13 protein-coding genes are annotated in these 14,279 nt (G+C 34.0%); 10 read left to right on the plus strand and 3 right to left on the minus strand.

Translation table 11 applies throughout. The features are described 5' to 3' along the window. The first annotated feature begins 20 nt into the window (after positions 1-20). The 6 genes from accB to EKM03_RS10720 all read left to right on the plus strand — a co-directional run bounded on the left by accB (position 21) and on the right by EKM03_RS10720 (position 4,626). Complete coding sequence (gene accB, locus EKM03_RS10695) at positions 21-500, plus strand: acetyl-CoA carboxylase biotin carboxyl carrier protein (protein ID WP_126564375.1); 480 nt, start codon at positions 21-23, stop codon at positions 498-500. 91 nt (positions 501-591) lie between these two features. Next, a complete protein-coding gene (accC, locus tag EKM03_RS10700; RefSeq protein ID WP_126458062.1) occupies positions 592-1,938 on the plus strand; it encodes an acetyl-CoA carboxylase biotin carboxylase subunit in 1,347 nt (448 codons plus the stop codon). 266 nt (positions 1,939-2,204) lie between these two features. After that, the gene (locus EKM03_RS10705; RefSeq protein ID WP_126458059.1) at positions 2,205-2,501 is read left to right on the plus strand and encodes a hypothetical protein; all 297 of its coding nucleotides are present in this window, start codon (positions 2,205-2,207) and stop codon (positions 2,499-2,501) included. Between the two features lie 35 nt (positions 2,502-2,536). Then, a complete protein-coding gene (locus EKM03_RS10710) occupies positions 2,537-2,833 on the plus strand; it encodes a hypothetical protein (RefSeq protein WP_126458056.1) in 297 nt (98 codons plus the stop codon). Between the two features lie 34 nt (positions 2,834-2,867). Continuing rightward, on the plus strand, positions 2,868-3,164 hold the full coding sequence (locus tag EKM03_RS10715; RefSeq protein ID WP_126740401.1) for a hypothetical protein: 297 nt from the start codon (positions 2,868-2,870) through the stop codon (positions 3,162-3,164). A 115-nt stretch (positions 3,165-3,279) separates the two neighbouring features. Next, positions 3,280-4,626 carry a sigma-54 dependent transcriptional regulator gene (locus EKM03_RS10720; protein ID WP_126553021.1) on the plus strand — a complete coding sequence of 449 codons (1,347 nt, stop codon included), beginning with the start codon at positions 3,280-3,282 and terminating at the stop codon, positions 4,624-4,626. On the opposite strand, the gene EKM03_RS10725 is transcribed toward EKM03_RS10720, so the two are convergent. Beyond that, the gene (locus EKM03_RS10725) at positions 4,623-7,055 is read right to left on the minus strand and encodes an ATP-binding protein (protein WP_126740403.1); all 2,433 of its coding nucleotides are present in this window, start codon (positions 7,053-7,055) and stop codon (positions 4,623-4,625) included. The two genes, EKM03_RS10720 and EKM03_RS10725, sit on opposite strands and share 4 nt — an antisense overlap. A 110-nt stretch (positions 7,056-7,165) precedes the next feature. Beyond that, positions 7,166-9,079, minus strand: a complete 1,914-nt coding sequence (locus EKM03_RS10730) for a S9 family peptidase (RefSeq protein WP_126740405.1) — start codon at positions 9,077-9,079, stop codon at positions 7,166-7,168. Between the two features lie 233 nt (positions 9,080-9,312). Here EKM03_RS10730 and EKM03_RS10735 point away from each other — a divergent pair, with 233 nt between their 5' ends. The 4 genes from EKM03_RS10735 (at position 9,313) to EKM03_RS10750 (ending at position 13,044) form a co-directional block, all read left to right on the plus strand. Beyond that, entirely contained in the window at positions 9,313-10,425 is a 1,113-nt protein-coding gene (locus tag EKM03_RS10735; protein WP_126553015.1) for an FAD-binding oxidoreductase, read from the plus strand. Continuing rightward, positions 10,425-11,171, plus strand: coding sequence for a monofunctional biosynthetic peptidoglycan transglycosylase (gene mtgA, locus EKM03_RS10740; RefSeq protein WP_126740407.1), 747 nt, complete (start codon positions 10,425-10,427; stop codon positions 11,169-11,171). Before EKM03_RS10735 ends, mtgA begins: the two co-directional genes overlap by 1 nt. Before the next feature lie 225 nt (positions 11,172-11,396). Continuing rightward, positions 11,397-12,578 carry a site-specific integrase gene (locus EKM03_RS10745; RefSeq protein ID WP_126740409.1) on the plus strand — a complete coding sequence of 394 codons (1,182 nt, stop codon included), beginning with the start codon at positions 11,397-11,399 and terminating at the stop codon, positions 12,576-12,578. Between the two features lie 67 nt (positions 12,579-12,645). Next, positions 12,646-13,044: a hypothetical protein gene (locus EKM03_RS10750; protein WP_126740410.1), complete on the plus strand. Its 399-nt coding sequence runs from the start codon at positions 12,646-12,648 to the stop codon at positions 13,042-13,044. Positions 13,045-13,231: 187 nt separating this feature from the next. Here EKM03_RS10750 and EKM03_RS10755 read toward each other — a convergent pair whose 3' ends face one another. Further along, positions 13,232-14,089, minus strand: coding sequence for a hypothetical protein (locus tag EKM03_RS10755; RefSeq protein ID WP_126740411.1), 858 nt, complete (start codon positions 14,087-14,089; stop codon positions 13,232-13,234). Positions 14,090-14,279: the final 190 nt, after the last annotated feature.

The following is a 14,279-nucleotide window of genomic DNA, read 5'->3' on the forward strand; positions in this document are numbered from 1 at the left end:
TAAACTAAAAACAAATAATTATGGATTTAAAAGAAATTCAAAATCTAATCAAGTTTGTCGCAAATTCAGGAGTTGCAGAAGTTAAACTAGAGATGGATGACGTGAAAATCACCATCAGAACAACCTTAGAAGGAAATGTCACTGAGACTACTTATGTACAGCAAATGCCCGCTCAAGGAGTGCTTCAGCAACCATTAGCTCCACAACAAGTGGCTCCCGTTGCAGTTGTTCCGGCAGTACCTGCGATAGAAAACGCTCATTTCATCACTATAAAATCTCCAATTATTGGAACTTTTTATAGAAAACCATCGCCAGATAAACCAATGTTTGTTGAAGTAGGTAAAACAATTTCTAAAGGTGACGTACTTTGTGTAATTGAAGCAATGAAATTATTTAATGAAATTGAATCTGAAGTTTCTGGTAAAATCGTAAAAATATTGGTTGACGATATGTCGCCAGTTGAATTTGACCAACCTTTATTCTTAGTAGATCCATCATAAGAAATTATAAATTATAAATTTTGAATGATGCTTTTTCATTATTTGAAATAATTTAAAATTTAAAATTCAACATTTAAAATTGCAAAACAAGATGTTTAAAAAAATATTAATTGCAAATAGAGGAGAAATTGCGTTACGCGTAATTAGAACTTGCAAGGAAATGGGGATCAAAACAGTAGCGGTGTATTCTACTGCAGATGCCGAAAGTTTACATGTAAGGTTTGCTGACGAAGCCGTTTGCATAGGACCACCTCCAAGCAACTTGTCCTATTTGAAAATGTCAAATATAATTGCCGCCGCAGAAATTACAAATGCAGATGCAATACATCCAGGATATGGATTCCTTTCTGAAAACTCTAAGTTTTCTAAAATTTGTCAAGAACATGGAATCAAATTCATTGGAGCTTCTCCAGAAATGATTGATAGAATGGGAGATAAAGCTTCTGCAAAATCGACTATGATAGAAGCGGGTGTTCCTTGTGTTCCGGGTTCAGTTGGGATTTTAGAATCCTATGAACAAGCGCTACAGCTTTCAAGAGATTTTGGCTTTCCCGTAATGCTTAAAGCTACTGCCGGTGGTGGTGGAAAAGGGATGAGAGCAGTTTGGAAAGAAGAAGATTTGTTGAAAGCCTGGGAAGATGCCCGTCAGGAATCAGCCGCAGCTTTTGGAAATGACGGAATGTATTTGGAGAAATTAATCGAAGAACCTCGTCATATTGAAATTCAAGTTGTAGGAGATGCTTACGGAAAAGCCTGTCATCTTTCAGAAAGAGATTGTTCTGTTCAAAGACGTCACCAAAAATTGACCGAGGAAACTCCATCACCGTTTATGACCGATGAATTGCGTCAGAAAATGGGGGAAGCAGCTGTAAAAGCAGCCGAATATATTAAGTATGAAGGTGCTGGAACGGTTGAGTTTTTGGTGGATAAAAACCGTAACTTTTATTTCATGGAGATGAATACCCGTATTCAAGTGGAGCATCCTATTACAGAACAGGTTATTGATTACGACTTAATTCGGGAACAAATTATGGTTGCTGCCGGAATATCTATTTCAGGTAAAAATTATTTACCACAGTTGCACGCCATCGAATGTAGAATTAATGCAGAAGATCCTTATAATGATTTCCGTCCTTCTCCAGGAAAAATTACAACACTTCACATGCCCGGTGGACATGGTGTTCGTTTAGACACTCACGTTTATTCAGGATATACAATTCCGCCAAATTACGATTCTATGATTGCAAAGTTAATTACTACTGCACAAACTCGTGAAGAAGCAATTAGTAAAATGAGAAGAGCCTTAGACGAATTTGTGATTGAAGGAATAAAAACTACCATTCCTTTTCACAGACAGTTGATGGATGATCCTCGCTATATTGCAGGTGATTACACAACCGCTTTTATGGATACGTTCAAAATGAACGACCCAGAATAGCAGATTTACATATCTATAATAAAAAACCTTGCAGCGATGCAAGGTTTTTTTGTTTAGAACCACTACAAAAAAACAAAGCGGGTAATTTATACCCACAACACGCTACGTTTTACCCACATTTCTCCTTATTAAAAAAAAACATATTTCATTAAACACCTCTATTACAGATATTTAATGACACAGCGCCTTCCTTTATAACTCTGGTACAATTATTTCAATTACTTGAACAATAATAAGTAACAATAATAATCTATAAATAAAACAGTATGAAAAAGTTAATGGTATCAGCAGCAATTGTAATAGCGAGTTTTTCAACATATACAACTACAGCTCAAACAACAACTACACCAGCAAAAACAGCCTCAATTCAAGAAGAATATATTGAAGTGAAAAATGAAGAAGTGCCGGAAGCTGTAACAAAAGCGTTAAAAACGGCTTACCCAGATGCAATTCTAGACAAAGCATATACAAATGCAAATAAAGAATATAAACTGGATGTGACTGTTGGGGACAAAAAAGGAAATCTTTTTGCAGATGCTACTGGGAAATGGATTCAAAAATAAAGCATTAAAACAATAACAATTTAAAAAAAAACACTATGAAAAAGTTAATTTTATCAGCAGCAATTATTTTAGGAAGTATGACAGCATTTGCCACTACAGTTCCAACTTCAAATGAACTAGTACAAACGCTATCCATTCAAGAGGAATATGTAGAGGTACAAGTAGAAAATGTTCCGGATGCTATTAAAACCGCTTTACTAGCAGCACATCCAGACGCTGTTCTGGACAAAGCACACGTAAATGCTAACAAAGAGTATAAATTAGAAGTGACTGCAGCAGCGAAAAAAGTTATTCTTTTTGCAGATGAAACTGGGAAATGGATTCAAAAATAAAGCATCAAAACAATAACAATTTAAAAAAAACACTATGAAAAAGTTAATTTTATCAGCAGCAATTATTTTAGGAAGCATGTCCGCATTTGCAACAATACTTCCCGTTCAAAACCCACAAAATCAATCGGTTTTACTACAAGAAGAATATACTGAAGTACAAGCAGAAGCCGTTCCTCAAGCAATAAAAACAGCTATGGAAAAAGCATATCCCGGAGCAATTCTGGAAAAAGCATACATCAATAAAAATAAAGAATACAAACTAGAAATTACAGTTGGAGACCAGAATGCTACTGTTTATGCGGATGCTGAAGGAAACTGGATAAATAAATAATTTAGGTGAGTTTTTGTTTAAAAAGAGAGATTGTTTTAACAGTCTCTCTTTTTTTGCAAAAAATTAGCTAAATACAAATTTAATACCTTTATTTTAGCCATAAAGTTAAAATACAATGGCTAAAATTTTATTGATTGAAGATGATGTTGCTTTTTGTAAATTATTAGAAAAATTTCTGGTAAAAAACGATTATGAAGTAACGGCTACATTTTCAGCTGAAGAAGCAAAATCTCAAATCAAAAACAATGAATTTGACCTCATCATTACGGATTTACGACTTCCAAATTATGATGGAATTAAACTTATGTCAGAAATCAAGAGTACCCATCCTAATGTTCCCGTCCTCTTAATGACGGGATATTCTGATGTGAATACTGCTGTAAAAGCCATGAAAAATGGGGCGGCAGATTATATTTCTAAACCATTCAATCCCGAAGAAGTTTTATTGGTTATTCAAAATTCTCTTCAAATGGAAACGCACACTAATTCTGATAAAGTAATTTCTGAACCTAAAACTGACAATAAAAAAAATAAAAAACCGACTAGTGAATTTGTGAAGGGGATCTCAAAAGCATCTCAAAAACTGGCAGAATATATCCAACTCGTCAGCCCAACAAATATGTCAGTTTTAATCATCGGCGAAAGCGGAACGGGAAAGGAAGTTATTGCCAAAGGCATTCACCAGAACAGTTCCAGAACAAACAATAATTTCATTGCCGTAGACTGTGGATCGATCCCAAAAGAATTAGCTGCAAGTGAGTTTTTTGGCCATGTAAAAGGATCTTTTACGGGAGCCATAAATGATAAAATTGGATTTTTCGAGGCAGCAAACAGAGGTACATTATTTCTTGACGAAATAGGGAATCTTTCCTATGAGAATCAAATCCAACTATTGAGAGCACTCCAAGAAAGAAAAATTAAGCCTGTAGGAAGCAATAAAGAAATTGATGTAGACATCAGAATCATCACCGCCACAAACGAAGACTTACGGGAAGCAGTCAAAAATGGGACATTCAGAGAGGATTTGTACCATAGAATAAATGAGTTCTCTATACATTCCCCCTCTTTGGTAGATCGTGACGAAGATTTGATGCTCTTTTCTGATTTTTTTCTTGAAAAATCAAATCAGGAATTAAACAAAAAAATCATTGGGCTTTCTGCTGAAGTAGTTACAATTTTTCAAAACTACAGATGGCCGGGAAATCTGCGTGAGCTTCAAAATTGCATCAAAAGGGCCACGCTCTTGTCACAAGGAGATTTCATTGAAAAATCAGCACTACCCACAGAATTTTTTCAAAATGAAAACCTAGACACCTCTGATCTGTCTTTGTCTCAAAACGAAAAAGAAGTCATTCAGGAAGCTTTAGCTAAAACCAATAACAACAAAACAGAAGCTGCTAAATTATTGAAAATCAACAGAAAAACACTGTATAATAAATTAAAATTATACAATATCAATTAGTTTAATTCCTTTTCTAACAGGACAAAAAGATCTGTTATTTTGAGCTTCAAATTAATTGAAGCCATGGTTATTTCTTCAAGTGTTAAGTTTTTTTGCTCTAATACATCTAGAATAACACTAATTTCTGAGGCGCAAATTTGCTTGAACATGGGCCCCATTTTATGAGCTGTATTCTTAATCTCCATAAAATCAATGTTTGAAACTGACCGATCTAAATTTTCTAAATTCTCTGCTGTACTTTTCATAAATGAGAGTAACACTTCTTTTAAAGCAACTATATCATTAGATAAAAAAGCGTTCAAGACTTTTAATGAATAAGGCCTTTCCCCCTTAGTTTGCTTGCTTTTTAGAATTCCTTCAAAGGGAACTGCGTCATTGTTCAAAATAGACTGTAGTGTTTTAAGCAGTATATTAGGAGAATAGGGCTTGCTGATTACAGTGGTAAATCCTGCGGTTGTGTAGTTGTCCAGATTTAAATCATTTCTTCCGGTGACCGCTATTACAGGTTGTTTTTCATACTCGTATTTGGGATTATCTATGAGTTCTTTCAAAAATAAAAACCCGTCCATAACTGGCATTTGAATATCGGTGATAATCAAATCAAAGGTAATATTTGATAGCGCATCAAGAGCTTCTTTTGCACTAGCAAAAGGGAATACAATATATTGGTTTTGTTTTAAAACTTCAGTTGTTAATTTCAACAAGCTTTCATCGTCATCTATCAGTATGGCTCTATAATGCTTTTTTGACGGATTCGCAGTAGTCTGTTTTTCGGAAACCGTGACATCAAAAAGTAAGGGAATTTGGATTGTAAACAAACTTCCCTTTCCTAATTCACTTTTCAAATGCAAAGCACCGCCTAGAATCGCTGTCATTTTTTTAGAAATGGTAAGTCCTAATCCTGTCCCGCCATATTTTTTCTCTATATTCTTATCGGCTTGAATGAATTCCTCAAAAATGAGTTCTTGGTTTTTTTCTGCTATTCCAATCCCGGAATCTTCTATTTGTATCGCTATCAATTGTGTTTCCAAGTAGATTTCAACACTAATTTTTATGAATCCTTTTTCAGTAAACTTGAACGCATTTCCAATAAGGTTTGATACTATTTGTCTTAAACGAAAAGGATCCCCAATGATTTTTTTTTCGAGATTAGGGTCAATTTCAACAATCAGTTGAATTGGTTTTTGTGCATAAACGGATTGAATGCTATTTGCCACTTCATAAATCATCTCGTACAGCGAAAACGGGATTTTTTCTATCGTGATTTTCCCAGCTTCAATTTGAGTAAAATCCAATAGATCCTGAACCAATTGTGAAATATAATCGGAGGAACCTTTGATGTTCTTGGTGTAATAGCATTGTTTACTGCTTAAATCGGAATTTCCCAATAATTCCGTATAGCCAATAATCGTGCTTAAAGGGGTTTTCAGGTCGTGGCTTACAGTTGCAATGAGTTGCTCCCGACTAATAAGTAATTTTTTGGATTTTAGATTTGCCTCCTCCAATTGTTTCTTATAGGATTGGGTTTTTGAGTAATCATTTAGAATTATAATCAAAAAAAACAAAGTAAGCAATAATCCAATTATAGCCGCAGAGGTTACAATTTGATTCGTTTTTGCTAAGGAATTCTCTCTATCCGAATAGTTTTTTGTGGTGTTTATTATAATTTCCCGTTCTATAGTGTTAAGGACTTTTCTTAGCTGGTCAGAGATTGAAAGTTCATTTTGCAATAATTTATTTTCCTCAAAATTCAATAATTTTTTCTTTTGGGATGTTTCTCTTTTTACCTCATTTAATAAATTTTTAGAAACCGTCAAAATAGAATCGGTTGCTTTTTTACTTAACGTATTGGTACTATCATCCGGAATGTTTTGATTTAAGTAGGCAACATATTTCTGAAGGACATTTCGTTGATAAATTCCCATTCTGGCGGGATCTTTTACAAAATCTTCTAATTCCAGTTTCCGCAAGGAAGACTCCATTTTAGTCAAATCACCAATCGCGTCGTCCACCGCATCTTCATTTTCAGTTTTATTTTTAATAAGTTTAAGTTGCTGAATATTTATCGTTTTCTTAGATAGCAATTGCTTGACACTGTCTAGTAAAGTGATTTGGTGTGGTGTGGAGACAAACAATTTCAAGGAATCAATTTCTGCTTTTAACAGCATATTTTTCTTCATATAGTTGTTAAAATTTTTTTCTGATTCTGATTGAATGGCTATTCGAGCTAAATTTTCCGTTTCATACGTATCAGAGAGCAAGTTGCTAACCCGTAAAATAGTATTGCTTTCCTCGGTAATTCTTTCTTCGGTTTTTGAAAAATTCTTGTTCTCGGAGTATAAAAACCAGCCCACACTGGCAAAAAGCACCGCCAAAACCAGATAACTCAGGAAAACTTTTATCGGAATATAACTTTTTTTGTTATTCATTTTTCAAAGATAAAAATTACAAAATTATTTAAAGTTAAGGTATTCAAAATATTTTGACACAAACAAAAAACCCCACGAAAAAGTGAGGCTTCCTATTTTTAAAATGATTTCTACAAGGTTTCTTTGAGCCATTTGAAAAATTCACCTTGCCAAACCTGCGCATTTTGAGGTTTTAGTACCCAGTGATTTTCTTCCGGGAAATACAAAAATCTACTTTTTATTCCTCGTAATTGTGCTGCTTGGAACGCTTCCTGTCCTTGTCCTATTGGTACACGAAAATCTTTTCCGCCTTGAATAATTAAAATAGGTTTGTTCCATTTCTCTACCAGAGTCATTGGGTTGAATGTCGTGTAGGTTTTTTGCGCTACAGCATTGTCTTTTTCCCAGTACGCACCGCCAAAATCCCAATTGCTGAAGAAAACTTCTTCGGTAGTTCCAAACATGCTTTGGGTGTTAAAAACACCATCATGGGCAATGAAGGTTTTGAATCGGTTGTTGTGCATTCCGGCCAGATAGAAAACAGAATACCCGCCGTAACTGGCACCAACGCATCCTAAACGAGTGGCGTCAACATATTTTTCCTTAGCAACAGCATCAATCGCTGACAGGTAGTCATCAATTACTTGTCCGCCCCAATCTTTGCTGATTTGCTCATTCCATTCCACGCCATGACCTTGCATTCCACGACGGTTAGGAGCCACAACAATATAGCCGTTGGCAGCCATCAGTTGTAAATTCCATCGGAAGGAATAAAATTGTGTCAATGGAGATTGAGGTCCGCCTTGACAATACAAAAGCGTTGGGTATTTTTTTGAAGCATCAAAATTAGGAGGAAGAACCACCCAAACTAACATTTTTTTGCCATCTGTTGTCGTAACATATCTTCTTTCGGTTTTGCTTAGCGCCAAAGAATTATAAATTGTAGTATTGACATTAGACAGTTGTTTCCAAGTCTTTTTCTTCAGATTATAAGAAAAAAGTTCTGCCGCATGATTCATGTCGGTTCTCGTTACAATGATATTATCACCGGAAAACCCAACTAAATCATTGACATCAAATTCTCCATTGGTGACTTGGCGAACGGTAATTGCTCCCGAAGCTTCTGGATTGGTCAGACCAGGAAAATTAACTTCAAACAACTGCTTTGTTCCGTCTACAGGGGCAACAAAAAATATTTTTTCCCCGTCACTACTCCAGATGAAATTGTCTACTGTTCCATCCCAATTGGCCGTTAAGTTCATTTTCATTCCTTTGAAACTAACTATCAGGTCGTTTTTATCTGCCTCATACCCATCTCGTTTCATTTGCAACCAAGTCAAATTTCCGGTTGGAGAAAATTGTGGAGCGGTATCATATCCAAGGTTTTCTTCCGTTCTATTGCTGGTTTTCCCAGTTTTCAGGTTGTATTCATAGATATTGGTGTTGGTAGAAAGAGCATAGTCAGTTCCTGCTTTTTTCTTGCTTACGTACAGAATACTTTTGCTGTCTGGCGACCAAATGTAATCTTCATCACCACCAAAAGGTTTTTGTGGGCTGTCGAAATTTTCGCCTTTCAGAATGTCAATTCCCATGGCGCCTTCTTTGTTTTCTTTATAAAAAACATGGTTGTATTTGCCTTCATTCCAGGTATCCCAATGACGATAATTCAATCCGTCATAGATTTGAACATCTGATTTTACTAATTCTGGATAAAAATCTTTTCCATGAACGTTCTCCATTTTTACTTCTTCATTGTAAACGATATATTTCCCGTCAGGAGAACTGTTTTTATCTTTTAACAGGGCTGCGGTATCTTTTACTTCGGTTGGATTTCCGCCATTTACGGGTAAAGTGTAGAATTTTGTATCCGATTTATTTTCTTGAACAGAAGGAGTTGTTACTTTATACACTACATTTTTTCCATCTTTGGAAATGCCTAAAGGGGTTACTCTTCCTAGTTTCCAGAGCAGTTCTGGAGTCATTACATTTTGTGCCATAGCATTTAAACTCATCATTAATAAAGGTATAAATAGGAATTTGTTCATTTTAATAATTTATTTTTTCGAATGCTAAAATTAGCCAATTTAATTTGATGTTTTTTTGTTTTTAATACTTGTTTTTTAGCCCCGATAAAAGTGGAAATCCCTTTGTTTTTTTCTTTAAAAAATAAAAGATTACTTCACACTACTTTTATTTTAATTGGAGTTCAGTGAATTTATTTAGAACGGATAGCGGTATTAGCTCCAAAAAATTATTATTTTTATAAAAATATTTAAACATGGATTTGAGCTATTGGGAGTTGAAAAACTGGTTTACTGATGTAAATTATACCATCGTAGGAAGCGGTATTGTGGGCTTACATGCTGCATTACGCTTGCGCGAAAGATTCCCTGAAAGCAAAATTCTAGTGTTGGAAAAAGGAATGTTGCCGCAGGGCGCGAGTACTAAAAATGCCGGTTTTGCTTGTTTTGGAAGTCTCTCAGAAATCATCGATGATTTAAAATCCCACTCGGAAGAGGAAGTCATTCATCTCGTTCAAAAACGGTGGCAAGGCTTGCAGTTGTTGCGAAAAAGATTGGGTGATGACACGATAGATTTTAAACCGTACGGCGGATATGAGTTGTTTTTAAAAGCAGATGAAAGTAGCTATAATGAATGTGCTGGAAAATTACCATTTATCAATGAAATCTTAAGACCACTTTTCAAAGCCGATGTTTTCGCCATGGAAGTAAACTGTTTTGGGTTTAGCGGGATAGAGGAATATTTAGTTTTCAATCCGTTTGAAGCACAAATAGATACCGGAAATATGATGCAGGCGTTGTTGAAAGAAGCGGTTTCTAAAAATATTTTAATCCTGAATCAACAAACCGTTACCTCCTATTTCGACAACGGGAATAAAGTGGAAGTGGCACTTGCTGATTTTAGTTTTAGTACCCAGAAAATACTGTTTGCAACAAATGGTTTTGCTAATACATTGACAAATGGTGCGGTTAAACCGGCCAGAGCACAAGTTTTAATTACGGAGCCTATCAAAAACTTAAATATAAAAGGAACTTTTCACTTGGATAGAGGGTATTATTATTTTAGGAATATTGGCGATAGAATACTACTGGGCGGAGGAAGAAATCTGGATTTTGAAACGGAAAATACAACTGAATTTGGACAAACAGAAATTGTCCAAAATAAATTGGAACAATTATTAAAAGAAGTAATTTTGCCGAATCAGGATTTCCAAATTGCGCACCGTTGGAGCGGCATTATGGGTGTTGGTAACAGCAAAAGTCCTATCGTTTCACAACTGTCAGATAATGTCTATTGCGGTGTACGATTGGGTGGAATGGGAGTGGCAATAGGGAGTTTAATTGGAACAGAATTAGCAGATTTAGTATAATGGCAACGAAAATAGCACCCAGGAAATCAAAACAACCCATTAAAAAAGAAACAACCTCTTTTATGAGCAAACTAATTCGTTTTTTATTCAAAATATTGTTGTGGTTCATCGGACTCTCTTTATTTTTTGTGGTATTTTTTAAATTTGTACCCGTTCCGTTTACCCCATTAATGGTGATTCGTGCAATTGAAAATAAAACTGCAGGAAAAGAAGTTTTCTTCAGCCACGACTGGGAACCTATTGAAAACATCTCGATGAATCTTCAAAAAGCCGTGATTGCCAGTGAAGATGGAACGTTCCTGAAACATAATGGTTTTGATTTTGTAGCCATGCAAAAAGCGTATAAAAGCAATGAACGAGGCCGAAGAATAAAAGGAGGAAGCACAATATCACAACAAACGGCCAAAAACGTATTTCTTTGGCAAGGCCGCAGTTATTTGAGAAAAGGACTTGAAGCATATTTCACTCTTCTGATTGAAATCATTTGGGGAAAGGAACGCATTATGGAAGTCTACTTGAACAGTATCGAAATGGGAAATGGTGTCTATGGAGCTCAAGCAGCCACTGAACATTGGTATCGAAAAGATGCTTCCAGTTTAACACTAATCCAGGCTGCAGGAATAGCCGCGATATTACCCAATCCAAGAAAATATTCGGCGACTAGTTCTTCCACGTATATCAACAGGCGAAAAGCTAAAATTGTACGCGTGATGCGACAAGTAGGAAAAATTGAATATCCAAAATAGTTTTTAGCAGTCTTAAAAAGTAATCAGATAATTTCTAAAAATAAAAAACCGTAAACTCTTAATTAAAAGATTTTACGGTTTTGTTTTGTGGAGAATATCGGATTCTCTATGAGAATCTATAATGTGGTGTTTTACAGTAAAATACAATTATTTTAAAAATAAAAGTGCTAAAAAAGTGCTAATTTACCCAAACAAAACGTATTTTTGTAATATAAATTATAAGGTATGGGTAAGTACACAACACCAAAATTATACACAGGAAAAGTAATAACATCTGTTCCAAAAGGTAGTTCAAAATTGAAAGAACTTGCTAAAAATATTTGGTATGTGAATTACACTTATGAAGGTAAACAAATTAGAGTAAAAGGCGACTTAAACAGAATAAAAGATGCTTCTGAAAAAGAATTGCAAGCTCAAGTGCTTTTAGAGAGCATCAAACAGGATTTAGCAAATGGATACAACCCTAATAATGAAACTCAATGGGTGGCCGACAGAATAAAAGAAACATGTTCGCTTTCTAAAGCTATTATTTTATTCAAAGATTATCATGTACGGCATCAGAGTCGCACCAAAACTGTTGGAACATACATGAGCAAGCTTAACGCATTAAGTGCATTTTATCCAGATATAATGGTTTCAGAAATTACAACTAAAAACCTTCAGAGTTTTATTAAGTCTAAGATTAATGATGCAACTTATGGTCAAGGAAGTGTAAAAAGTGCTAAACGTATTTTTAGTACATTCTTTAATGTTTGTATTCAGTTAGAATTAATCAAAACAAATCCATTTGCGGGTTTTGATTCAAAAATTAAGAGCTACAAAGAAACTAAAGAGCAACATGTTCCATTTAGTGACGAAGATTTAGGCACTATACTTAATTATTTGGATGTTAATGATAAATACTGTGCCTTTTTCTGTCGTATGATATACTATACCTGTTTGAGACCAAATGAAATAAGAGGATTGAAAGTGCAAAATGTCGAATTGAGCAAAAATTCCATCACAATTCCAGCATCAGTAAAAAAAGTAACGACAAATAACGAAAAGGAAATAATCGAAATTAACGAAAGTTTTAAACCGTTTTTAGAACAATTAAATCTAAACCAGTATCCAAGTGATTACTTCCTTACGGGTAGTACAACGAATATAGTAGGTGAAAAGAGAGTGGGTGAAAACACACCGTACAACAAACTTATCTCAACTCTGAAAAAATTGGAACTTAACGATAAGGGTTATGACTTGTATTCTTTTAAACACACCTCAAATATTAGAAAATATTTAAACGGATGGACTCTATCTGAAATTATGAAGGCTAACCGACATACTTCAATTTCTACGACTGAAATTTATCTAAAAAAACTAGGGCAGTTTGTTGATATTAAAACAAAAGCAATTCCAGTGATTTAAAAACAAAAGTAATTACCTAATTGGTCGTAATTGGTTTTAAATGATATTTATATATAAAGATATAAATATGACAAAATTTACAATTACTCTTAGTAACGGGATGAAACTGACCATCGAGGGTTTCCATATGACTCCTACGTATTCTGGGCTTATTTTAGGTGAACCAGATGAAGAAATAAATAAGGAAATCTTAAAAAGAACTTCATATCCAAGGGAATGGGGAGAAAGAAAAGCTGTTTACAAACAGATTAATATTCTAAAGTCAGAAACTGAACTAAAACCTTTTACGTATTCAGTTTGGTTAACAGGTGAATCGATTAATGATAAAAATAATCAATTTGATGGGAGTTCAATTATATTGATTTGGTTTGGAGACGACCCTACGACCAAATCAATTCAAGAAATAATACTTTTTGAATTAGAAAAATTTGACTGGAATAAACATGCTGAAAATTTCTTGATTTAATATTATAAAAGGACGCATTTACTTCTGTAAAAAGTTTGGTCATAGAAAAGGAAGTTAACCCAAATATAGGAGTTATTACCTCTTCCAGTGAAACTGTAGCATTTTTTTCACCCAGCGATTCTCCGTTGATTTCAAATCGAATTGCATAGCTCTGTTAATACTAAGAATTAGGATTTTAATCCAAAATTTAAGAATTATTTTCTAATGCGGAATTTGGGTTTAATAGTTTTTTTAATTTTTCCTTTTCAGACCATTTTATTGGTTCTTCATCGTTTGTATTTTGTTTAAGAATATTTATTTGATTATATAGGGATTTTGGCACATATCCATCTGCATTATCATTCATTAATACAATTTTATTATCAATATATGAACTGTATTTAGAAGATGAGGCAATTTCAAAGTTTAAATTTGTTCTTGCAATACTATTAGCGTAATTTGTAATATTCGAACCAGTAACATAACTAATCAAAGACAATCGACTTCTTCTTTCAATAATTGCACTAAATCTAACCGTTCTATAATTTTCTTTATCTAAATAAGCTCCAAATTTTCTATCATCTTTACTTACTATTGATTCAAGAAACGCATTAGCATTTTTACGGAATGTTTCCTTTTCTTCTTTTTCTTGTAAATCATCAAACTCCACCGTAGCGGATGACACGCACATTGAGATAAATTGTGCCATATCATATATTAAGTTAGGAATTAACATTTCACTTGTCGTGGTTTTATAATAATGCTTGTAACCTTTTTTGTCAATTGTTGTTTTTATTTGGTAATGATTTTCAAAATGATAAAGTATTTTTAATAAACATTGATTATCATAATCAACTTTGGATTCATATACTTCTGAATTTAATAAACCACCATCGGTTACAATAAACTTATTCTCTCTTTTAGTTAGAAATAAAGAAACAAATTTATTTGAAGTTGTTGAATATGGTGTAATGATTTCTATTGTTTCATCACCTCTATATTTAAAAGTCCACAATTGGTCAAAACAAAACTTAATATTCTCGTAAATTTTTTGATATTTATTCATAATTAACACCTTTTAATAGATTAAAAGTATCAGTATCTAAATCTAATTCAGAAATTGGAGTTTGTTTTATCTCAATATATTCTGAATTATAATACGTTTTAGATTCATCACAGTGGACATGCTAACTTAGCCATCACATTAAGTTAAGAAATAATCTTAATTTTAGCCTATGAAACAAGTCCGCAAAATT

The sequence above is a fragment of the Flavobacterium sp. GSP6 genome (assembly GCF_003984855.1).
In the GTDB taxonomy this organism is placed as follows: Bacteria; Bacteroidota; Bacteroidia; order Flavobacteriales; family Flavobacteriaceae; genus Flavobacterium.

Bases quoted from the DNA above. Each gene is read 5' to 3' on its own strand.
- EKM03_RS10715 (WP_126740401.1), top strand. From the start codon at position 2,868: ATGAAAAAGTTAATTTTATCAGCAGCAATTATTTTAGGAAGCATGTCC.
- EKM03_RS10720 (WP_126553021.1), top strand. From the start codon at position 3,280: ATGGCTAAAATTTTATTGATTGAAGATGATGTTGCTTTTTGTAAATTA.
- EKM03_RS10725 (WP_126740403.1), bottom strand. From the start codon at position 7,055: ATGAATAACAAAAAAAGTTATATTCCGATAAAAGTTTTCCTGAGTTAT.
- EKM03_RS10755 (WP_126740411.1), bottom strand. From the start codon at position 14,089: ATGAATAAATATCAAAAAATTTACGAGAATATTAAGTTTTGTTTTGAC.
- EKM03_RS10730 (WP_126740405.1), bottom strand. From the start codon at position 9,079: ATGAACAAATTCCTATTTATACCTTTATTAATGATGAGTTTAAATGCT.
- EKM03_RS10710 (WP_126458056.1), top strand. From the start codon at position 2,537: ATGAAAAAGTTAATTTTATCAGCAGCAATTATTTTAGGAAGTATGACA.
- EKM03_RS10735 (WP_126553015.1), top strand. From the start codon at position 9,313: ATGGATTTGAGCTATTGGGAGTTGAAAAACTGGTTTACTGATGTAAAT.
- accB (WP_126564375.1), top strand. From the start codon at position 21: ATGGATTTAAAAGAAATTCAAAATCTAATCAAGTTTGTCGCAAATTCA.
- mtgA (WP_126740407.1), top strand. From the start codon at position 10,425: ATGGCAACGAAAATAGCACCCAGGAAATCAAAACAACCCATTAAAAAA.
- EKM03_RS10750 (WP_126740410.1), top strand. From the start codon at position 12,646: ATGACAAAATTTACAATTACTCTTAGTAACGGGATGAAACTGACCATC.
- EKM03_RS10705 (WP_126458059.1), top strand. From the start codon at position 2,205: ATGAAAAAGTTAATGGTATCAGCAGCAATTGTAATAGCGAGTTTTTCA.
- accC (WP_126458062.1), top strand. From the start codon at position 592: ATGTTTAAAAAAATATTAATTGCAAATAGAGGAGAAATTGCGTTACGC.
- EKM03_RS10745 (WP_126740409.1), top strand. From the start codon at position 11,397: ATGGGTAAGTACACAACACCAAAATTATACACAGGAAAAGTAATAACA.